Origin of the sequence: Streptococcus mitis (assembly GCF_022137125.1) — a bacterium.
GTDB classification, from domain to species: Bacteria; Bacillota; Bacilli; order Lactobacillales; family Streptococcaceae; genus Streptococcus; species Streptococcus mitis_CE.
In genome coordinates this window covers 185,817-207,482 of the sequence record NZ_JAKNEQ010000001.1, presented here as the reverse complement: position 1 = coordinate 207,482, position 21,666 = coordinate 185,817, and the positions used below count along the sequence as shown (strand labels likewise).

Annotated in this window: 20 protein-coding genes, 1 tRNA gene and 1 pseudogene; 3 read left to right on the top strand and 19 right to left on the bottom strand. The window is 40.9% G+C overall.

What is annotated here, in order from left to right; translation table 11 throughout:
• Nucleotides 1-78 precede the first annotated feature (78 nt).
• Nucleotides 79-255 (bottom strand): 30S ribosomal protein S21, encoded by a 177-nt coding sequence (gene rpsU / locus L0P31_RS01025; protein ID WP_000048054.1) that lies wholly within the window; start codon nucleotides 253-255, stop codon nucleotides 79-81.
• A gap of 200 nt (nucleotides 256-455) precedes the next feature.
• On the opposite strand from rpsU, the pseudogene L0P31_RS01020 reads away from it, so the two are divergent.
• A pseudogene (locus L0P31_RS01020) lies at nucleotides 456-1,039 on the top strand (rhomboid family intramembrane serine protease).
• Nucleotides 1,040-1,242: 203 nt separating this feature from the next.
• Here L0P31_RS01020 and L0P31_RS01015 read toward each other — a convergent pair.
• A complete protein-coding gene (locus L0P31_RS01015; protein ID WP_238095384.1) occupies nucleotides 1,243-1,950 on the bottom strand; it encodes a glucosamine-6-phosphate deaminase in 708 nt (235 codons plus the stop codon).
• Between the two features lie 150 nt (nucleotides 1,951-2,100).
• On the opposite strand from L0P31_RS01015, the gene queA reads away from it, so the two are divergent.
• Nucleotides 2,101-3,129: a tRNA preQ1(34) S-adenosylmethionine ribosyltransferase-isomerase QueA gene (gene queA, locus L0P31_RS01010; RefSeq protein ID WP_238095382.1), complete on the top strand. Its 1,029-nt coding sequence runs from the start codon at nucleotides 2,101-2,103 to the stop codon at nucleotides 3,127-3,129.
• Between the two features lie 80 nt (nucleotides 3,130-3,209).
• On the opposite strand, the gene L0P31_RS01005 is transcribed toward queA, so the two are convergent.
• From L0P31_RS01005 to mnmL, 5 genes are read right to left on the bottom strand one after another with little or no spacing between them, the layout of a single operon-like run.
• Nucleotides 3,210-4,070 (bottom strand): YihY/virulence factor BrkB family protein, encoded by an 861-nt coding sequence (locus L0P31_RS01005; protein ID WP_238095380.1) that lies wholly within the window; start codon nucleotides 4,068-4,070, stop codon nucleotides 3,210-3,212.
• A gap of 27 nt (nucleotides 4,071-4,097) precedes the next feature.
• Nucleotides 4,098-6,152, bottom strand: a complete 2,055-nt coding sequence (locus L0P31_RS01000; protein ID WP_049502193.1) for a cation:proton antiporter — start codon at nucleotides 6,150-6,152, stop codon at nucleotides 4,098-4,100.
• An 11-nt stretch (nucleotides 6,153-6,163) separates the two neighbouring features.
• Nucleotides 6,164-6,418: a hypothetical protein gene (locus tag L0P31_RS00995; protein ID WP_004255753.1), complete on the bottom strand. Its 255-nt coding sequence runs from the start codon at nucleotides 6,416-6,418 to the stop codon at nucleotides 6,164-6,166.
• Nucleotides 6,411-6,968 carry a tRNA 5-(aminomethyl)-2-thiouridylate-methyltransferase MnmM gene (mnmM, locus tag L0P31_RS00990; RefSeq protein WP_023946281.1) on the bottom strand — a complete coding sequence of 186 codons (558 nt, stop codon included), beginning with the start codon at nucleotides 6,966-6,968 and terminating at the stop codon, nucleotides 6,411-6,413. Before mnmM ends, L0P31_RS00995 begins: the two co-directional genes overlap by 8 nt.
• Entirely contained in the window at nucleotides 6,952-7,908 is a 957-nt protein-coding gene (gene mnmL / locus L0P31_RS00985) for a tRNA modification radical SAM protein MnmL/YtqA (protein WP_023946280.1), read from the bottom strand. Before mnmL ends, mnmM begins: the two co-directional genes overlap by 17 nt.
• Before the next feature lie 91 nt (nucleotides 7,909-7,999).
• On the opposite strand from mnmL, the gene L0P31_RS00980 reads away from it, so the two are divergent.
• Nucleotides 8,000-8,359: a DUF3397 family protein gene (locus L0P31_RS00980; protein WP_000367214.1), complete on the top strand. Its 360-nt coding sequence runs from the start codon at nucleotides 8,000-8,002 to the stop codon at nucleotides 8,357-8,359.
• Nucleotides 8,360-8,439: 80 nt separating this feature from the next.
• Here L0P31_RS00980 and L0P31_RS00975 read toward each other — a convergent pair whose 3' ends face one another.
• The 12 genes from L0P31_RS00975 to vex2 all read right to left on the bottom strand — a co-directional run bounded on the left by L0P31_RS00975 (nucleotide 8,440) and on the right by vex2 (nucleotide 21,655).
• Nucleotides 8,440-8,748: a hypothetical protein gene (locus tag L0P31_RS00975; protein ID WP_238095377.1), complete on the bottom strand. Its 309-nt coding sequence runs from the start codon at nucleotides 8,746-8,748 to the stop codon at nucleotides 8,440-8,442.
• Between the two features lie 195 nt (nucleotides 8,749-8,943).
• A tRNA-Thr gene (locus L0P31_RS00970) sits at nucleotides 8,944-9,016 on the bottom strand.
• 100 nt (nucleotides 9,017-9,116) lie between these two features.
• The gene (locus L0P31_RS00965; RefSeq protein WP_033684901.1) at nucleotides 9,117-9,902 is read right to left on the bottom strand and encodes an ABC transporter permease; all 786 of its coding nucleotides are present in this window, start codon (nucleotides 9,900-9,902) and stop codon (nucleotides 9,117-9,119) included.
• A 1-nt stretch (nucleotide 9,903) separates the two neighbouring features.
• On the bottom strand, nucleotides 9,904-10,722 hold the full coding sequence (locus tag L0P31_RS00960) for an ABC transporter permease (RefSeq protein WP_045606003.1): 819 nt from the start codon (nucleotides 10,720-10,722) through the stop codon (nucleotides 9,904-9,906).
• Between the two features lies 1 nt (nucleotide 10,723).
• Nucleotides 10,724-11,716 (bottom strand): ABC transporter ATP-binding protein, encoded by a 993-nt coding sequence (locus L0P31_RS00955; RefSeq protein WP_238095375.1) that lies wholly within the window; start codon nucleotides 11,714-11,716, stop codon nucleotides 10,724-10,726.
• A 363-nt stretch (nucleotides 11,717-12,079) separates the two neighbouring features.
• Nucleotides 12,080-13,012 (bottom strand): alpha/beta fold hydrolase, encoded by a 933-nt coding sequence (locus L0P31_RS00950; RefSeq protein ID WP_238095373.1) that lies wholly within the window; start codon nucleotides 13,010-13,012, stop codon nucleotides 12,080-12,082.
• Between the two features lie 128 nt (nucleotides 13,013-13,140).
• Nucleotides 13,141-14,022, bottom strand: coding sequence for a class II fructose-bisphosphate aldolase (locus L0P31_RS00945; protein ID WP_023946263.1), 882 nt, complete (start codon nucleotides 14,020-14,022; stop codon nucleotides 13,141-13,143).
• 146 nt (nucleotides 14,023-14,168) lie between these two features.
• On the bottom strand, nucleotides 14,169-15,491 hold the full coding sequence (vncS, locus tag L0P31_RS00940) for a sensor histidine kinase VncS (RefSeq protein WP_238095371.1): 1,323 nt from the start codon (nucleotides 15,489-15,491) through the stop codon (nucleotides 14,169-14,171).
• Complete coding sequence (gene vncR / locus L0P31_RS00935) at nucleotides 15,488-16,144, bottom strand: response regulator transcription factor VncR (RefSeq protein WP_238095369.1); 657 nt, start codon at nucleotides 16,142-16,144, stop codon at nucleotides 15,488-15,490. Before vncR ends, vncS begins: the two co-directional genes overlap by 4 nt.
• Nucleotides 16,145-16,306: 162 nt before the next feature.
• The gene (locus L0P31_RS00930) at nucleotides 16,307-19,216 is read right to left on the bottom strand and encodes a LysM peptidoglycan-binding domain-containing protein (RefSeq protein ID WP_238095367.1); all 2,910 of its coding nucleotides are present in this window, start codon (nucleotides 19,214-19,216) and stop codon (nucleotides 16,307-16,309) included.
• A gap of 356 nt (nucleotides 19,217-19,572) precedes the next feature.
• The gene (gene vex3 / locus L0P31_RS00925) at nucleotides 19,573-20,952 is read right to left on the bottom strand and encodes an ABC transporter permease subunit Vex3 (RefSeq protein WP_049499898.1); all 1,380 of its coding nucleotides are present in this window, start codon (nucleotides 20,950-20,952) and stop codon (nucleotides 19,573-19,575) included.
• Between the two features lie 55 nt (nucleotides 20,953-21,007).
• Complete coding sequence (vex2, locus tag L0P31_RS00920; protein ID WP_000173751.1) at nucleotides 21,008-21,655, bottom strand: ABC transporter ATP-binding subunit Vex2; 648 nt, start codon at nucleotides 21,653-21,655, stop codon at nucleotides 21,008-21,010.
• Between the last annotated feature and the right edge of the window lie 11 nt (nucleotides 21,656-21,666).

Sequence of the window (21,666 nt, the reverse complement as noted above, 5' to 3'; positions counted from 1 at the left end):
ACGTTGACGTGGTTTGAAGAGATTTTCGAAGAGTATTAAAAGAAAAAGGACTAGATTTCTCCAGCCTTTCATTTCTAATTAGAATTTTTTACGTTTACGAGCTGCTTCTGATTTACGTTTACGTTTTACAGAAGGTTTTTCATAGAATTCACGTTTGCGTGTTTCTTGAAGAGTACCAGCTTTAGTAACCGCACGTTTGAAACGACGAAGTGCGTCGTCAAGAGATTCATTCTTACGTACTACTGTTTTAGACATTTTTTTCACTCCCTTCAAGTTCAAGATCTATTCTATTTTACACGTAAAAGGAATAATTGTCAAGAAAAAACTGCCATAAACTTATATTATCTTCAATTTTAATCTTGTTAAAATTGATTAACATTTATAGATGGAAATGATATAATAGTGGCACATATTGATTAGCAAAAATTAGTATTATTTAGAAGTGAATCTATAACATGAAAAGAATCATAAAAATTTGCCCTGTGGTCAGTATTTTAGTTGTAATTTGTTTATTGCTAGGAATTCTTACTACCTTTTTGGGAAGTGTAATGTATGACTTATTTGCATTTCATTCAAAGCCAATTTATTGTTGGCAATACTTTAGTGGTACATTTATGCATGGAAGTAAAGAAGCACCAGTATGGTTTATATGGTTTCATTTAGTTTTAAATACTTTAATGTTACTTCCTTTTGGTGGGCTATGGAGTATAAAAGGGGATCAAAATATGTATTTTTAGTTTTTATTACTTCTATGGTAATATCTTCAATTGTATTCCATATATTAACACAGAATCAAGAAATTCAGGCATCGGGTATCTCTGCTATTGGCTATGCTTTTGTAACGGGTGGGGTGATGAATATGTTTAGTATATGGAAAAATTTCAATTTAGGATTAAAACTATTTTATATCCTTTTAATCGTTCTATCTCTCACCATGCTTCTACCAAATATAACAGGCTGGATTTCAACCTTTCTTCACATGTCAGGAATTGCCAGTTATATCATGGTTTCCAGCATCAACAACTATCGACTGTCTTAATAAAAATCGTATAGTATCATAAAAAATAATCAATACGATTATATCACAGTTTACAGACATTTAATAATTTTCTATTGGATACCTTTTTATATGAAATATCGACAACTGTTACGGGAATTTACAGAAAAATTTCTTTTAGCAGGATAGTGAACATTTGAAGTAAAAAACCACTCACTCCAAAGAGCAAGTGGTTTTTATACTTTTTATTTTTCAAGTAAGCTGAGCGCTTCTGCATCTGCAATAATGGTCACATCTGGGTGGTTTTGTAGACTACTTGCTGGTAGGCTCTCAGTCACTGGGCCAGACACGGTTCCGGCAATGGCTTCTGCTTTCGACTTACCGTAAGCAAAGAGAAGGATTGACTTGGCATCCAAGATGTTTTTAATCCCCATTGAGATAGCTTGGGTTGGAACATCTTCAATTTTATCAAAGAAGCGAGCATTGGCTTCGATAGTAGACTGGTCAAGTTCTACAAGGTGTGTTTGACTGTCAAATGGAGTGCCAGGCTCATTAAAGCCGATATGTCCATTGCGACCGATTCCCAAGATTTGCAGATCAACTGGATGGTCAGCCAAAATTTGGTTGTAACGTTCTACTTCAGCTTCAGCATGATCCTTAACCCCACGAGGCAAGAAACTTTCTTTAAATGGTTTTTGGTTGAACAAGTTTTCTTGCATGAAGTGACGGTAAGACTGTGGATTGTCTCCATCAAGACCTACATACTCATCAAGGTTGACACTGGTTAGATTTGAAAAATCAAGGTCACTTTCAACGATTTCCTTGTAAAATTCAAGTGGACTGCTTCCTGTCGCAAGTCCCAATGTTTGAGCACCATTGGCTAATTTATCCTTCAAAATCTCAAACGCAACTTTTCCACCTTCAACTTGGTTTTCAACTTTAATAACTTTCATCTTTTCATCCTCCGTTTTAATCTATATTTATTATATGGTATAGACCAATTTTTGTCAAGTGAAAACGATTTAATTTCTAAAAAAAGAGCGCCCAAACTGGAAACATGTTATAATGGATAGGATTAGAACTTAGAAAGAATGAAGAGATATATGAATACAGCTGATTTTGATTTCCACTTACCAGAAGAATTGATTGCCCAAACACCCCTTGAAAAACGGGATGCCTCTAAACTTCTCATTGTCAACCGTGAGACGGGAGCAATGCAGGATAAGCACTTCCACTCTATTATTGATATGCTGGAAACTGGTGATGCCCTTGTTATGAATGACACCCGTGTTCTTCCTGCCCGCCTCTATGGTCAAAAAGACGAGACAGGAGGCCATGTGGAACTTCTCCTGCTAAAAAACACTGCTGGAGATGAGTGGGAAGTTCTGGCTAAACCTGCCAAACGCCTCAAGGTTGGTACTCGTGTCAGCTTTGGCGATGGTCGTCTCAGCGCTGTCGTTACGGAAGAATTGACTCACGGGGGCCGCATTGTCCGCTTTGAATACCAAGGAATTTTCCTAGAAGTTTTGGAAAGTCTGGGAGAAATGCCGCTACCGCCTTATATCCACGAAAAACTGGATGACCGTGAACGCTATCAAACCGTTTATGCCAAGGAAAGTGGCTCTGCTGCAGCACCTACTGCTGGACTGCACTTCACCAAAGAATTGCTGGCAGAAATCCAAGCTAAGGGTGTTCATCTAGTCTATTTGACTCTTCATGTCGGACTCGGAACCTTTAGACCTGTTTCAGTTGACAATCTGGACGAACACGAAATGCACTCAGAATTCTACCAGCTTTCTGAGGAGGCTGCTAGTACCCTTCGCTCTGTCAAAGAAAATGGTGGTCGTATCATCGCTGTCGGAACTACTTCTATCCGCACCTTGGAAACTATTGGTTCCAAGTTTGATGGGCAAATCCAGGCTGATTCTGGCTGGACCAATATCTTTATCAAACCTGGCTATGAGTGGAAGGTCGTGGATGCCTTCTCAACCAACTTCCACCTGCCAAAATCAACTCTGGTCATGTTGGTTTCTGCCTTTGCAGGCCGTGAATTAGTCTTAGATGCCTACCATCATGCCATCCAAGAACACTACCGCTTCTTTAGTTTCGGTGATGCCATGTTTATCTACTAATTTTCACAATCAAAAAACGCATATTATCAGGCATTATAAAACCTTGATAGTATGCGTTTTGTTATGGATAAAAAATTGAGTTAATTTATTCTAAAGCTCGGATCTTTCAAACTCTGGACACTGGCATTGATAACCGCGCCGACAATTAAAATCTTAGCGATGAGAATAAACCAGAACATCATGACCACCACGACGACGGAACTGAAAAAACGGACGTCCACTAGGTGATTGACATAATTGTTGACATAGACTGAAAAGATATTGAGCAGGAAGAGCAGAGTCAACAAGACAAAGGCACTACCTGGCAATACAGAGCGAATCCGTCGGACCTTAACATTAGGCAGGAAATAATAAAGCATGACCAGGATGGCAAAAATCAAGGCATAGACCAAAGGGCCTGTTAGGTCTTGCAGATAATCAAAGAGAGGACTATCCGATTTCCAATAGCTTTTGACAAGGTTGAGGAGCATACGGCCAAAGACACTCAAAAACAGAGCTAAAGCAAAGAGAATCTGCAAACCAAAACTGACAAACAAACTCATAAGCTGATGGGAAATCATTCCACGATTTTTTGCTACTCCGTAAGCTTTATTAAAGGCTTTCTGTAGGAAATTCATGGATTTTGAAAAGGTCCAGAGGGCTGACAAAACCGCAAAACTCAATAAGCCCGTTGACGGTTGGGTCAGCACTTCTGTGATAATCTTTGTGACCACATCATACATGGTATCCGGCAAGAATTCATTGACAACCTTTAAAAAATTAGAAACTGGAATCCGAAAATAAGGGAGGATATTAACCACCACCAAAAGAAGTGGAAAAATCGAAATCAACCAATAGTAGGCTACAGCAACACTGGTCAACTCACTATCTGATGCTTGATAATAATGCAAAAAAGCTTTTAATAAAGGCTTGTCTATCTGCTCTTTCCACCACTTTTTCATGTCACACTCCTTCACTTATAATCTTGATTAATTTCTTCTTACCAATTCCACCATATCATAAGGCAGAGTATTGGCAGCTTCCTTCAAGGAATAGTTCTCTAAGTTATTCACATTTTGTCGTAACTTCTTGGCATACTTGGTCGTAATCAATCGTTTTTCTTCATATTCGAAAATCAACTTGCGCTCCAGATAATAGCCTCTCAGCATTTCATCGATATTGTTAGGCTTTACACGATTGATAACCCGTTCGACAAAGGCACCACTGGTGATGATAGCTGTTTCTCGGAGACGAGAATCCTGCATGAAGCTAATCAAGGAACTCTTATAAACACCTTTTAGGTTCTCCAAACTTTCAATAATCATCTCTGTATTTTCTAGATAGAGCTCTGCTATTTGATCATAGTCAAGGGCTCTGAGTTTCTGCGATTCTTCATTTTTCCAACTACGGAAGGTCTTGCCAAAGGTAAAGACTTCATGAAGGAGAAAACGTAAAATCCGCAAGGAAACAAGGAAATAATAGGTCAAACGTGAAGCAAACTTGCGATTGATACCTTGTTCCATGTTTTTCAAATAACGTTGGTAAACTCGATAGGCACGCTCACTCATCTTGCCTTCTTCGTAAGCCTGTTCTAAACCATCACTTTCAATACTGAGGATGAGAAGTTTTAAAGCCTCCCAGTCTTCTTGAGCCCCCTTATTTTCTTGACTCAGGATGAGATTTTCAATACGTCCATGGTAATTGTCAATAGCCGCATAGAGGGGAAGTTTATTTCTGGTGCCTTCCAACTCTTTTTCCAACTCTAGCGTTACTTCATTCAAAATGCCGATATGCATGAGATAATCCTTGCTTTCTTCCTGTTCATCAGAAAGATGAGGCAAGACCACGAGGCCTGTTAAAAAGCTTACAAGCGTCACACCTGCGACAAGGAAAAGTAAGAGAGGATACTCCTGCTCTAGATTACTTGGTATCAAAAGAATCGTAGCAATTGACACCGTTCCCTTGACACCTGAAAAGGTCAAAAGAAGCATGTCCTTCATATACTTATTCAGTTTTTTCTTAAGTCGTCGGGTCCTATAAGCATAATAGCCATAAATCATGACAAAACGAATGGCAAAGAGGACAAAGGTAAGGGCTATAAGAGATACCAATAAAAGTAAGGGATTATAGATTGGATTGGTCAAGATAGGTTCTGCTATCATTTCCAACTCCATCCCTAAAATCACAAAGACAGAACCGTTTAGCATAAAATTCACTGTATGCCAGACCGTCTCGGTCACCGTATCCACCTGGGCTTCAAGGAGCGTAATTTTCTTAAAACGGCTTGCCTTTAAAATCCCAGCAACTACAACGGCAATAATCCCTGAAACGTGGACTTCTTCTGCCAGGAAGAAGGTTACCAAGGGCAAACTCAATTCTAATAAAAGTTCGCTGGCAATATCCGTTGCTCGTACACTAAGTAAGAAACTATGGAGGAAACGGTTGGTCATGGCTGTTAAAAAGCCAATCAAAAAACCGCCTAGGATTGAAAAGATGAGCGAACTACTCGCTTGCCCAAGGGAAAAGGCCCCAGTTGTCCAAACTGTCAAAGCTACCTGAAAGGCAACCAAGCCAGAAGCATCATTCAAGAGTCCTTCACCCTTAAGGATATTGGACACGCGCTTAGGAAAGCTAAACCGCTCCGAAAGAGAGGCAAAGGCTACCAAGTCCGTAGGGCCAAGTGCCGCCCCAACAGCCAAGCAAGCCGCCAAGGGAAGACTGAGCCAAAGAAGATGGGACAAGCCACCCAAACTCAGGGTCGAGATGAAAATCACTGGAAATATGAGATAAACAATGATTCGCCAGTGTTTTAAAATAGCCGTAATATCTGCTTCCTCCGACTCTCGGAAAAGCAAGGGCCCGATAACCAGTGCCAAAAACAACTCCGTATTGAGGTGAAAGTCGGTATTGGGTAAAAAAAGACCAATCACGATTCCCAAAAGAATCTGCACCAAAGGGAGAGGCAAAAAGGGCAGGAGCTTATTGGTTGTACTTGAGACAATCAAGACCAGTAAAAATAGGATAAGGTAAATCAGTAATTCCACGCACGTCCTCCTTAATCTTTTTTACAACAGGATTCAAATATCTCCTTCTGCTCTTTGATTTTTTGGTCAATCTTGGAACAGTCTTTGTGCTCAATTTTTCTCTGGCACCGTTCCATCTCAAGAGCAACTAATTTTTTCTTGATTTTAAGCATTTTTTTGCTCATGTGTGCTTGGTCTAACACACCCACCGCTCGTTCGTGTTGGGTTGATTCAACAAAATTCTGGCGCATGGCATCCAGCTTTTCACGTAGGTATTGTTTATCCATGTCTATATCTCTCTAATTTTTCAATCATCACTAAAAACGGTGGGTTGTTGACTTGGTTCAGGGTTCGGTAAATGGCAGCTGTGTACTCTTGTTGGTTCAACTGGCTGACAAAATCCAAGACAGCATCCCTCTCGAGGTCGCCTCCTTCATGACCATAGTAGATCATGATAGCAATCCGTCCCCCTTTGACAAGCAAATGACACAGCTTTTCTAATGCTTCAATAGTCGTCTGAGGTTGGGTAATGACTGACTTATCAGCTGACGGCAGATAGCCCAGATTAAAAATCCCTGCCTTGGCTTCTGTCACAAACTGGTCCAGTGTCTCATGGCCTTGCAAGATTAACTGGGCATTTGTCAGATCAGCCTGATCCAAACGCTCCTTGGTCTTTTCCAAGGCTTGCTCCTGAATATCAAAGGCATAGACTTGCTTAGCTAGCTTGGCTAGAAAAAGCGTGTCATGACCATTTCCCATGGTTGCATCCACTACGATATCATCCTGAGTCACTACCTCAGCCAAAAAATCATGTGCCATCTCAAGTGGTCTTTTCATTTTCAAACTCCTGTTTTACAGCCTTGCATCCTTGAACGCTTCCACGACGTCGCATCTCCATCTCAATGCTGTTGAGGACTTCCCATTTATTGAGGCTCCACATAGGCCCAATCAGCATATCTCTAGGTGCATCTCCTGTGATTCGATGGATGACAATATGTTTAGGAATGATTTCCAGTTGATCACAGATAACCTTTACATATTCGTCCTGGCTCATCAACTGCAAGCGTCCTTCGTGATAATCCCGTTGCATTCGCGTATTGGTCATCAGGTGAAGCAAATGCAGTTTAATCCCTTGAATATCGTTATCCGTAACACAGCGGCGGACGTTTTCAATCATCATCTCATGGGTTTCACCAGGAAGCCCATTGATCAGATGGGAAACTATCTCAATTTTGGGATACTTTCTCAAACGCTTGACCGTTTCCACGTACAACTCATAGGAGTGGGCACGGTTAATCAGGTCAGAGGTTGTTTCATAAGTGGTCTGCAAGCCCAATTCAACCGTCACATGCATGCGCTCCGATAATTCAGCCAAATATTCGATGGTTTCGTCTGGTAAACAGTCTGGGCGCGTTCCAATATTGATTCCTACTACACCTGGCTCGTTGATAGCCTGTTCATAGCGCTCTCGAATAACTTCAACCTTTTCATGGGTGTTGGTAAAATTTTGAAAATAAACCAGATACTTCTGAACATCAGGCCACTTACGATGCATAAAGTCAATTTCTTTATAAAATTGCTCACGGATAGGCGCGTCCGGTGCTACGATAGCATCTCCAGAACCTGAAACCGTACAAAAAGTACAGCCCCCATGAGCCACAGTCCCATCACGATTGGGACAGTCAAACCCAGCATCAATAGGGACTTTAAAGGTCTTTTCTCCAAAGAGTTTTCGATAATAATCATTCAAGGTGTTATAAGATTTCATAACTTTCATTATAACAAAAAACACCCACAATCTCAAAAGCCTGACTTTCCTATAAATTCCTCTGTTTCTCGTTTCCTTTAGCGATTTTTTATGATACAATATGGATATGATTTTAATGAAATTAGCATCTATTTTATTATTGATACTGACCTTAGTAGTCTGCATTATCATAACCAAACTTTTTAGATTAAAAAAACTAGGACGAAACTTTGCGGATTTGGCTTTTCCAGTCTTGGTATTTGAATATTACCTTATTACAGCTAAAACCTTTACCCATAATTTCCTCCCTAGACTAGGCCTAGCCCTCTCACTCCTAGCCATTATTCTCGTTTTTTTCTTCCTTTTGAAAAAACGCAGCTTTTACTATCCTAAATTCATCAAATTCTTCTGGCGTGCAGGATTCTTAGTAACCCTTGTCATGTATATCGAGATGATTGTTGAATTGATGGCTCAGAAATAAAAAACTAAATCGAAAACACCTCAATCAAACTGAAATACAGTGATTGAAGTGTTTTTTCTTTATCTATTTTTCAATAATTTCTATTTACTCTCTTTATCAGGAAATAGATAACCAATACCTACACAAGCTAGCACACCTGCTCCAATAACCAAGCCACTTGAAATTAGCAACAGGTCCAAAATTGCATTCGCAATAATAAAGGCAATAATCAAACACATCAGACTAGCCTTATAGTCCTTTTTCAAAAGATTCTCTAGAGTGAAAAAGAGAAACAATCCTACCGGAATCAGTGACCAGAGGTTGACATCCAAACTTGGCCAGCCTACAGAACCAAAATACAATACTGTCGCTGCTGCTACTAAAAATACAATTCCCAATAATTTTTTCATTTGTTTATCTCCAATTTCTTTTTTAGGCACTTGGGTTATCTGTTATCGATGCTTAACGTCCCTTACAAAAAACATTATAGCAGAGGCCAGTTCCAAGAACAAGGTCTTTTGCCTATCTGGTCTAAATATAAGTCTAAGTGGTTCAATAGTTAAGATAAAATAAAAAGAAACCCAGTCGAATGAGTTTCATCACTTTGCCGATTGCAGGGTTTGAACCTGTGACCTTCGCGTTACGAGTGCGGTGCTCTACCAACTGAGCTAAATCGGCGATTACACTTACAGTATAGCACTCTGAGGATGGATGTCAAGGAATTTTCATTCCTATTAGAAAAAGCCTGTCCTGAGACAAGGCTTTGAGTTTCTTCCTCTTAGGATCCTGCACTTTCGTAGGCATCCAAGCCCCTATCCCAAAGTTTAAGGGAAATGACAAAGAAAACCAGAGAAATCAATATCAAACCTCCGATGTTAAAGATTACATCCTTGTCCTGCAAGAAATAGCTAGCAGGATAGTAGGCCGTAAAGGCAAATGGCACGATAAAGCTAATCAACCAACGAAGAGCTGAATTATAAATTGAAATGGGATACTTGGCAAAATCATTAAACATATAGAAAATGTAAATCATGGCGCCTGACTGCTTGGTCCAAAAAGCGATACTAGCTGTCGCGATTTTTAAGGAAGTATAAATCAAGGTCGCAAAAGGAATACAAACTAGGAAAAGCAGGAATTTGGGAAGCGTCCAAGCAATACTTGATACTGTTGTCGCTAGTAAAATACCACCGACCAAGAGCTCGCCCAAGGCATCAATCTGAAAGGTCTCAACGAGTATATGGAAGAGCGGATTGATAGGACGAGTCAGATACTTGTCAAACTCCCCTTTTCGGACTAGGCGTTGCCCTAGCGCCCAGAGATTGTCAAAAAAGAGATGATCCAATCCCTTGGGAATCAAAGAAAATCCATAGATAAAGGCGATTTCTTGAAAAGTCCAACCTTCTAGGGATGGAATATGTTGAAAAATGACATTGAGAAATAAGAGGTTCAAGCCTTGAGTTAGAAAAACTCCCAGCACACCAACCACAAAATCCACCTTGTATTCCATGATTTGTTTGATGTATTGTCTGATAAAAATCAGATGCATGCGTTGATATTTTTTCATACTAACCTCCCTGAATGGTAATGAATGACTGGACTCGTTTCCAAATCAACTGAGACAAGCCCACCATCACTAAGAGCCAGAAAAACTGCAAAGCGAGCGCCTGAAGAATCTGATTGGCATCATATTTCCCAACGATAATCATGACCGGAGTGTAAATCAAGGATGAAAAAGGCAGGAAGGACAGAATATCTGAAACAACCTTTGGAAAGAAAGCCAAGGGAATCAAACTTCCAGACATAAAGGCCACTATGGAAGTCTTAAGTAGATTGGAACCCCAAAGATTTTTAAATACAAAGGCAGAAAATCCAAAGCAGATATTAAAGAAAAAGTTGATCAGGTAGGCTAGCGTTAAGCTAAAAAGATAAAGAACAGTTAATCCCAGCACTTCTACCATCCCTTGCCCGGATAAGATTTTCATTAACACGATGACACTTAAAAATGGAAGGCCAACGCTGATAAAAATCAACCACTTGGAACCAAGCTCAGTGAAAAGATAGGAGGCCGCAAAATGCACCGGTCTCAACAAGCGCATGATAATGGAACCATCCTTGACCTCCTCCCCAATCATAAAGGACGAATCTGACCTAGTCAGAAGATTGGTCACAAAACTCATAATGATGTAGAGGGTGATATCTGCCATACTAAAGCCCTGAATCAAGGACTCTTGCGAAGAATCAAAGACAGCCTTCCAGAGATAAAAAGCCACAAAAGCACCCATGACATCGCCGATCCGATAGAGAATAAAGTTGACTCGATAGGTAATCAACTCTTGAACACCTGCATTGATAAAGGGTTTATAACGTCTCCACAATTTGACCATCTTAGAGCTCCTTTCGATAGAAGCGACGGATAATATCCTCAATATTCGTATCTACCATCTTCAAATCTCGGATTTCAAAATCAGACAGGGTTTGCTTGATAATGTCAGCTGACTGGTAGCGAGAACTATCGAATTCAATGTTGAGGCTATTTCCCTGTCTATCAATAATCATATCAGGCAGGCCTTCATAGTGAGAGACGAGATGACTTTGACCTGGTAGCAGTTCAAAAGAAAGAGTCTTCATCTTTCCAAAGGTTTCCTTGAGCTGGCTAACCGTTCCATCAAAAATCTCCTGCCCCTTGTCAATCATAAAAATTCGATCACAGAGTTGCTCAATATCGCTCAAGTCATGAGTGGTCAAGAGAATGGTGGTTTCTTCCTCCTGATTGATCTGAGTAATAGCCCGACGAATGTTATCCTTGACCGAAACGTCTAAACCAATGGTCGGCTCATCTAAAAAGAGAACCTTAGGATTGTGAAGCAAGGAAGCTGCAATGTCCGCCCGCATCCGTTGTCCCAGTGAAAGAGTACGCACGGGGTCCTTGATAAAGTCCTTCAAATCCAAGACTTCATTCAAAAAGTCCATGCGCTTGTGGAAGAGCGAGTCTGGAACATCATAAATCTCCTTCAAGACCGTGTAGGTCTCTTGTAGAGCCAAATCCCACCACAACTGGGTTCTTTGCCCAAAGACCACTCCAATATCCTTGACATAATCTTGGCGATTGTCCTGGGGAATCTTGCCGTTAATCCGACAAAAACCAGATGTCGGTTTCAAAATCCCTGTCAGCATTTTAATGGTTGTCGACTTCCCAGCACCATTAGCACCGATAAAACCCAAAATTTGCCCTTTTGGCACCTCAAAGGTCAAATCCTTGACCGCTTCAAAGGTCTGCTTTTCAGGATGAATAAAGGAGCGTAATGCCCCCTTCAATCCCGGTTCCTTAACAGTCTTCACAAAATTTTTCTGAAGATGTTCCACTTCTATCATTGCCATATCTATCTCCCTATCGCAAGAAATAGCAACATTGTATTTTTGACTACAAATATTCTAAATTCTTACTTTCTACACCTTCTACATTTTATTACTACAGAAGGCTTTATACCAACCTATTATAGTCCAATAAAAACTAGAATGCAAGCGTTTGCCTACAGATTATAAAATTAGAAATTTCTCTCTTAAAATCATACTTTTAATCAAAAATTATGGCTTGATCGTTTCCTTAAAATAGAAAAAACCCACCCAATGGGCAGGCTGGTGGATAAGAAAAAGAATTTTTTTAATCGAAAAACTCTTGATTTTACTGTTAATCCTTCAGCATTTAATTATTGTCATCAGTCTAAAATGATTTCTAACCCCTCAATTACTTTTTAAAAAATCTTCAATACGAGAAACAACCTCATGATTTTTATAATGATAAAGGTCGTGTGGTACATCCATATATATGGCTTTCACATTAGACTGTTCACTAGCAAATTTCTCTGCAAAATTCTGCCATTCTGATTGACCAAAACTAGTACCTTGACCGTTAGACACCAGTAGTAAGGTGGGAATTTTCGGATTAATGTTTGAGGAAACTTTCTTTGCATTTTCCTTTACCTTTTGGGATTCATGAAGCATGGCTTGTGACATCAACTGCTTATAAGCTAGAAGTTTATATTGTTTTCGTTCACTTTCGATCAGAGTTGGATTTTTTATATAAAAGGACTCAGGGAAGTAGCGTAATAAGCCAATCTTGCTGCTCCAAAATGCCACAGTGATTAAGGCCTGATTTTGCTTTAAATTCTCATAACTAGCTGGCAGTGCCCAATCTAACCCAACCAAGGTTTTCACTTCATCAGGATATTTTTCCTGCCAAGCTAAACTCTCAAGACTAGCCATGGAATGAGACAAAATGATAAAACGACCTTTGACATTTGCTTGTGAAAGAGCTTGACGCGTCTCAGACAAAACCTCCATCACATCTCTTGAATGATTGCTATCATCACTATAACCATATCCTGCTCGCTCCACGATGACTACCTTATACCGTTTCGATAAGGATTCCGATACTTCTTTAAAGTCCAATATAGGAGAAGCAATACCAGCACCTGAGAGAACTACTATAGTCTCAGGACCATTCCCTTCAACGTAAACATTTATTTGATGTCCATTGACGAGAACTTGTTGCCCCATAGGTTTCAGTGAGGCTTCTTCCTTTTCCAAACTGATACGGTGAAAGATGAATGTAGCGAGTAAAAACAAAAGAATGAAACTAAGAATGCCAAGAAACCATTTTTTCAGTATTTTCATAGCATTATTGTACAAAAAATAGAACCTTTTAGCAACTTAAGATTGGTTCTTCTACAGTATATTCGCTATATAGCCAGACACAAAAAACCCACCCAATGGGCAGGTTCTTTCTGTATTATTCAGCTAGATTAAGCTTTACCTTCTGAACCGAATACGTCGATACGTTCTTCAACTGATGCTTGGATAGCTTTTACACCGTCAGCCAAGAATTTACGTGGGTCGAAGAGTTTTTTCTTGTCGTATTCTGCTTCGTTTGCTTCGTAGTCACGAGCAAATTTACGAGTTGCGTTAGCGAATGCGATTTGGCATTCAGTGTTAACGTTAACTTTCGCAACACCAAGTTTGATAGCTGCTTGGATTTGTTCATCAGGAATACCTGATCCACCGTGCAATACGATTGGGAATCCTGGAACAGCTTCAGTCAATTTTTGCAAGTGATCAAGGTGAAGACCTTTCCAGTTTGCTGGGTAAGGACCGTGGATGTTACCGATACCAGCTGCCAAGAAGTCGATACCAGTTTCAACCATTGCTTTAGCGTCTTCGATTGGAGCCAATTCACCATCACCGATGATTCCGTCTTCTTCACCACCGATAGTACCAACTTCAGCTTCCACTGATACACCATTTGCATGAGCAAATTCTACAACTTTACGAGCTTTTTCAAGGTTTTCTTCAACTGGAAGGTGTGAACCATCAAACATAACTGAAGTATAACCAACTCGGATACACTCAAGTGCATCTTCGTAGTGACCGTGGTCAAGGTGGATAGCTACTGGTACAGTGATACCCATTGATTCAACAAGGTTAGCGATCAAGTTGCGAGCAACTTTGTAACCACCCATGTATTTAGCAGCACCCATTGAAGTTTGGATCAAAACTGGAGCTTTTTTAGCTTCTGCTGCGCGCAAGATAGCTTGAGTCCACTCAAGGTTGTTTGTGTTAAATCCACCAACTGCATAACCGTTGTCACGAGCTGCTTGGACAAATTTTTCTGCTGAAACGATTGCCATTTTATCAGGCCTCCTGTATATTTTTATGGGTCATCCCATTTACATTGTTCATTTTATCACTTTTTGACAAAAAAATCTAGTTTTTCCCGCAGTTTCGATTGAATTTCTTCTAGCCTCATCTATGTAAGCCCTTTCTCTCCCTAGTCTTAGGTGACTTTTGGAAAAGCTATGAAGAAGGTTAAACGATTATCCTCCATCTCGAAACGATAAGCTAATTTTTCATGTTCCAATAGACTCTTGACCACAAAGAGCCCCATCCCCGACCCCTTAGCCTTGCGGCTAGCATTGTCAGAAAAAGATTGGGTTAGTTTTTCTTGTTCTTCTGGACTGCAGCTATTTTCGATAAAGAATTCCCCTTCTCTCTCTCCAATGCCAACCAAGCCACCTGGAGTGGAGTGCTTGATGGCATTGCTGATGAGGTTAGATAGGATCAACTTCATAACTGATGGGTTTAGACAAGCCTGCTGATGTGTCAAACTATTGTCTATCTGGAGTTCTCTTTCTTTGGCTAGTAAGGCATAATCCTTAACGAGACTTTGCGTCATCTGGTATAAGTCAATTTGTTCCCTATCATCTCGCAATTCCTGCACAGACGAGAGAGAAAGTATCTGGAGAACGTGGTGATTGAGCTCATCTACAATCCCCAAGGCAACTCCTAGATAGTGGTCTCTATCCTTATAACGACCAATATTCTCTTTCATGTTTTCGATCAGGATTTTCAAACTAGCCAGAGGTGTTTTCAATTCATGAGAAGCCCCTCGCAGGAATTCGACCTTCATCTTTTCGAGCTGGAGAATAGCTTCATTCTTGTCATGCAAGTCCGCAATGACAGTCAAAAGATGCTGGTAAAGGCTATTGATTTGTTCCTTGAGATCACCAATCTCATCCTTGGAATCCACGCGCAAACGTACTTGAGCATCCAGATCCATCATCCGACGGGTCACTCGCTTAATTTCCAAAATCGGAGCAACAATGGTCCGAGCATAGATATAGGCTACCAAAAGGGAAATCAGAAAGGATGCCAGCAAGGTATAGGGAAGAAACTGGAGACTGATTTGCTCTGCTTCCTTTTGCAAGTCCATCGAAGCCAGAAATTGAAGAGTCATAGTGCTACCATCTTGCGTTTTCACCTCGCGCTCCTCGATAAAAAGAGAGGTTGTCTGACGTTCCGTATCCAGAGGAAGGCTGTCCTTGACTTCTAACTTGTCCTCGGTCATCTCGCCCTTAACGGCCCCCTTGATCTCACTAGTCTGGGAATACAAGTCTAACACTTGCTCGATACTCTGCCTATCCTTACCTTCTAGGGACTGGGCAATGGCTGTCGCTTTCTGGCCAATGGTTTCCTGACGGTGGCTCAGATAAGTCGAGGGAAATAGAAAATAAATAGCCAAATGAAGGCAGATAACCAGAACACTAAATATCGAGAAGGTATAGATAAATATCTTTGTAAATAAACCTGTTCGTTTCATTTTCGCTCCAATTTATAACCAACATTGCGCACAGTAAGGATACAATCCAAATCCAGCTTTTTCCGCAATTCCTTGATATAGACATCAATGACACGGTCAAAGGGAACCTCATCTGTCGCTTTCCAAACGGCATCGATAATCTGAGAACGAGTCAAGGCCCGGCCTTCATTTTTCACCAGATAGTCCAGAATTTCCAACTCTTTGGCATTGATAGCTACTTCCTCACCTGCTAGGCTGGCACTGTAGCTCTCAAAGTCCACCTTGGTATCCTTATAGGAGAAAATTCGTCCCGTATCATAATAGCGCTTGAAAATCGCATCCACCCTCACTTTTAAGAGGGAGAGGGAGAAGGGTTTTTCCAGATAGCCATCTGCCAGAGAGGCAAAGGCACTCATCTTGTATTCCTCATCTTGAAAGGCGGTCAACATCAGGACAGGGACCTGACTAGTCTTACGAATCTCAGCTAGAACTTCTAAGCCATTGAGTTTGGGCATCTGGATATCCAGTAAAATCAGGGCCACCTCATAGCTAGAAAATTGCTCCAAGGCTTCTTGTCCGTCCGCCGCCTCAATGGTTTCATAGCCACAATCCGTCAAATAGTCACTGATACCCTCACGGATCATCTCTTCATCTTCTACAATTAAAATTTTCATACTTTAACTGCTCTCTATTTTTTATTTTTTCTTAGAATAAATACCTACTCTATTTATTATAGCCTCTTACTGGCCTTTTGTCTGTAATCAACTGACCACTAGATAAAACAAAGAGAGCCTATCGCTCTCTCTGCTTGCATTTCACTCTCTATAGAATGAAAATTATTTAGCTGCTTTTGAAAATGTTACAACGTAATTATAATCTTTCCCATTAGATTGATAGACATAGTCCTCTTTGAAAGTATAGCCGCGTTTGCTCAGCTCTTCTTTCTTAGCTTCAACTTGTTTCTTAACTGCTACTTTCACCTCTTCATTTGATAAACCTTCTGCAATTTCAAGAGAAGTTCCATTGATATCTCCTAGGAAACCTGCAATATCTTTCATTTGATCAAAGTTATAAAAAACATTGACTTTGACCTTTTGAGGAGCTGGCTGTTCTAGACTTCTACGATTTCTGCTAGCGCGCGGTTGAACTGCTGGAGCCATTCTGAAACCTGAAGTTCCTGTAGCCTCCTTAGTGAATGTAACGACGTAGTTATAATTTTTCACAGTAGTATCTTGTTCAAAAATAATGTCATTTTTCACATGATACCCTCTAGCAGCTAGGTCTTTTATCTTGGCTTGAATTTTTTCTTTTACTAGCACTTTTGCCTGTGCTTCACTCGTCCCAGCAGGAATTGTCACAGTGTTATCTTCTCCCGGATCAGATAGGAAGCCATGAATATCTGGCATTCCAGCAAAGTTATAGCTAATATTTACAGTTCCATCTGGTTCTGATGTTGAACGTGCCACTCTTCTTGCTCTTGCTTGAACTGATGGGGCATTTCTAAAACTTGAAGTCCTTTCTGAAGTTGAAGAAGGTTGTGCTGGAGTTGTTGCTGTAGCTTCACCTGATCCATGACCTATTGCTGTACTTCCATCATTAATAGTAGTACCCTCATTACGACCATTTGTTAAATTATCTTTATTATAATTTGGTGCTGGTAATTCTTCACCTGGAACATTAATCTCATCAATCTTAGTTTGATATTCATCTGTAGCAGCTACTGCAGCATCATGATTCTTAGCATTTTTTATTGCGGCTAATGCGTCTTCTTTTAATGTTTTTAATTCCGCTTTTAATTTTTCTTTTTCGGCTTCGTCTTTAACTTTTTCTATTTCACTAAGTTTTGAAGATGCAATTCCTTCAATAATATCCTTTCCTTCTTTTTTCGCTTCCTCAAATTTTTCATCTTTAGGTGCTACTTCTTCAGACGAAGTATCTTCTTTAGGTGCCGGAGCCGGATTTGGTGTTTCATCCTTTGAATCTACTGGATTTGATGTATCTCCATTTTGATTAGTTGGTAGTTTATCCTCTTTGGGTATTGTTGCTTCTGGTTTTGAAGCTGGAGTTTCAGGTTGTTCTGTAGTCCCTGTGTTTGAAGTAGTACCATCTGTTACCGGACTTGATGTTGCTACATTACCTGAATCATTTGTAGCTTCCGCAGATGGAGTATTAGAAGGTTCTGACTTTGTTTCAGATTTACCTGATTCTCCAGCTGGCTGTGCAGTGGAATTGGTATCGCCTGATGTGACCGGTGCTTCTTCGCTTGGGGTTACCGGTGCCGGTGTCGCTGGTTCTTCCGCTTTCGGAGCAGGTGTCGTTGGTTCCTCTGATTTTGGTGCGGGTGCTACTGGCTCCTCTGATTTTGGCGCTGGAGACACTGGTGCCTCTGATTTTGGCGCTGGAGATACTGATTCCTCCACCTTTGGCGCTGGTGTCGCTGGTTCTTCCACTTTCGGCGCTGGTGTCGTTGGTTCCTCTGCTTTCGGTGCTGGTGTCGTTGGTTCCTCTGATTTTGGTGCTGGTGTCGCTGGTTCTTCTGCTTTTGGCGCTGTTGCAGTTGGCTCGTCTACTTTCGGTGCTGGAGATACTGGCTCATCCACCTTTGGTGCTGGCACCGCTGGTTCTTCTGATTTTGGCGCTGGAGATACTGACTCATCCGCTTTCGGCGCTGGAGATACTGGCTCATCCGCTTTCGGTGCTGGAGATACTGGCTCATCCACCTTTGGTGCTGGAGTTGCTGGCTCTTCTGTTTTCGGTGCTGGAGTCGATGGTAACTCTGCTTTTGGTGCTGAAGTCGATGGTCCTTCTGCTTTTGGCATTGGAGACGCTGGTGCCTCTGCTTTCGGTGCTGGAGTCGATGGTTCTTCTGCTTTTGGCATTGGAGTCGATGGCGCTTCTACTTTCGGTGCCGGAGTCACTGGTACCTCTGCTTTTGGCGCTGGCGCTTCAGAACTTGGATTTGAAGCTACAGGTTGATTTGTAGTTCCTATATTTGAAGGGGCCTTGTCTGCTGCTGGACTTGATTCAGTTGAGTTTCCTGACCCATTTGTAGTATATGCAGATGGAGCATTTAAAGTTTCTGACCTTGTTTCTGCTTTTGACGCTACTGGAGCTTCTGTTTCTTCCTTAACTTCTGGGCTTGTCTCTGCTGGTGCTTCTGAGGCAAGTTCTTCACCCGATTCTTCCGCTCTTTCCACTACTGGAGCTGATACAGGCTGATAGACTGGGCTATAGTTCACAGCCATTTTTTCAACTTTCTCAGTGACATCTGTTAATTCAAAAGTAACAGCTTTTGTCTCTTGATCTTTCTTGAGCAAGACTTCGTAAGTGCGAACTTCGCCACTTGCACCACTTTCCTTGATGACAATCTTGTGTTTTGTGACTGTATCTGAAATCGTTTCAGCTTCAGTAAAGTACAATTCATTGTGCGGTAAGAATAAATTCTTGCCTGAAGTTTGATTCATTTCTTGGAGTACATCTACAGGGATATTACTTGCTTCGCTGATAACACTTAATGTGTCCCCCCACTTAATAACATACTTAAATAAATCACCTTCTTTTTGAATATCAGCCTTTACTTCTGCAACTGTTCTGGCTACCCAGACACCATCTTGTTCACTGGCTGACACAGTTGGAGCTAAAAAGCCCAACCCCAATAAAATCACACCTGTCGCAACAATTGCACCAGTTCTTAATTTTCTAAAACCACGGAGGGATAATGTTCCTCTAACATTTGTTTGTTTCATAATGTTTATTTTTCCTCACTAATCTATATTTTCCAAAGTAGACCCTGCCTAGGCCTACTAGCCTATGTTTGCGATATGCACAGACTTCTACAGATTTATCTATCTATTTTCAAGATAAAGTTTCTATAGATTCTTATGCACAATTCCATATATAAGTTGTGAAATTTCTTTCTAATAAATTCCATATCTTTAGTATATCATGTTTAAGTACTAAAGTACAAAGAAAGCAACTGAAAGCAATGATTTTCACCACTGCTTTCAGCTCTATTTTGTATTGTTAAATAGCCATTCTCTATCCACCATTCTTGAATAGAAAAACAAGATGCAGTTTTTATTCCAGAATAATTTTTTCAAACTTATTCACCATCCAGCAAGAGTTCTTTTGGCTGTTTTCTAAGGAGATTGCTTGAAGCAAGCGCCATAACTAGAACCACTAGAACCAAGGCAAGGACAAAGACGATGATAAAATCTGATGTCTGAATAGAAATGTCTAGGCTCGATAAGGTCTTGCTAAAGCCATCTACTTCTGCACCTCCACCAAGGTTAGAGGCTTGAGCAGCTTTGCTAGCCTGTTTGGCAACACCAGAAGTTACATTGGCTAGAACAGTGTTCCCGATTGCACGCGCTGTGTAGCTGGCTAGGAAATAAGCAGAAACAAGAGCAGGGATGGCAATCAAGATGGATTCGGTGATGAATTGACCCAAGATACTTGCCTGCTTGAGACCGATAGAGAGGAGAATTCCCACTTCCTTGCGTCGAGCGTTAATCCAAAGACTAAGCAAGAGGGCAAGGAGAAGGACTGAGAAGCTCAAGCTACCCCAGAAGAGGAGGTTGGCCATCTTGTACATACCAGAGATGGATTGCTCAAGGGCTGGGTAGTTAGATGAGCTCTTAACGAGTGTGTAACTCTTCCAGTTGATACCGCTGATACCGTTCAACTCTTTCATGACATCATCCAAGTTCTTGTCCGCTGTTACAAAGAAGGTTGCGTCCCCATAAATGGCTGTGTCTTCTGTGTATCCATAAAGTTTTGCAGCAGTGTGAATGTCTGTAATAGCTGTATTTTCGTATAGTTCTTGTGAATAGGTTACTGCCGACTTATTGTGACCATCAAAGAGTCCCTTGATTGTCACTTCGACTGTTTCCTTGGCACCTTTTTCATTGTCTGCGTCGTAGACATTGGAGTCCAGTTTAACCTTGTCCCCTACTTTCCAGCCGTGCTTGGCTGCCAAGTCCTTGTGCATGAGGATCTTGTCCTTGTCATCGTTGGTTAGGTGCTCACCTTCGACCAGCTTATAAGAACCAGAGACAAACTTGTCTTCTTTAGAGGAGTCATTGACACCTGTAATCATCAAGCTACTTCCAAAATGTTTGGCACGGTCAGGTGTCAGATTTTTCTTGGTATCTGGCGTTTCGATGAGTTCATAGCCAGTCAAATCCCCAATAGCGTTGATGCGTTTAACATAAGACTCGATGGCCTTGTTTTCGGTGATTTTTTTGATGTCCTCACCTTTAATATTCCCAGCACCACGTGGCGTTCCTTGATTAACGCGACGATTGATTTGCATGGAGAAGCTGTTGGTGATATTTTTAAATGTCTCCTGAGAAGCCTTGGCAGTAGCTCCCTTGATTGACAAGCCGACCAAACTCAAGCTCGCCATGAGGAGAATAATCAGGAAGATGACAATTGATTTGAAAAACTTCCTTGTAACATAGGCAAATGCGTTGTGTAACATAGGTTCCCTTTCTAGATGTTGTTCTATTTTATAGTTCTAACAGAAAAAGCTCATATTATTTCGTAGTATTGCGAGTTTCAGTTAGTTTCTTATCCTTCAACTCAAGTGTAATATCTGATGCTTGCGCCACTTCTTTGCTGTGGGTTACGACGATCACACATTTACCTGTTTTCTGGGCAAGTGATTTGAGCAGTTCGACAATATCTCCAGCAGTCTTAGGGTCCAGATTTCCTGTTGGCTCATCGGCTAGAATAACTGGAGCTTCTGAGACCAAACTGCGAGCAATGGCAACACGTTGTTGTTGACCACCTGATAACTGGAGAACATTCCGCTTGATCTGGCTTTCATCCAAACCAAGCTCAAGCAGTGTATCCTTGCTTGCCTTTTTATTGACCAAGCGGATATTTTCCAGTGGAGAAAGATAATCTATCAAATTATAATTTTGAAAGACCAGGGAAATATGGTGCATACGATGGTAAGAATAGCCCTTCTTACGAATGTCCTCTCCTTGGAAAAGTATAGAACCTTCAACAGGACTATCTAGACCAGCAAGTAGGGACAAGAGTGTGGATTTTCCTGCTCCTGACTCACCAATAATACTGTAAAATTTCCCGGGTTCAAAATTATAATTGATCTGATATAGGACTGCTTCAGCAGTGTTCTTATAACGGTAGGTAACATCTTGTAATTGTAATAAAGTCATGATTTCTCCTT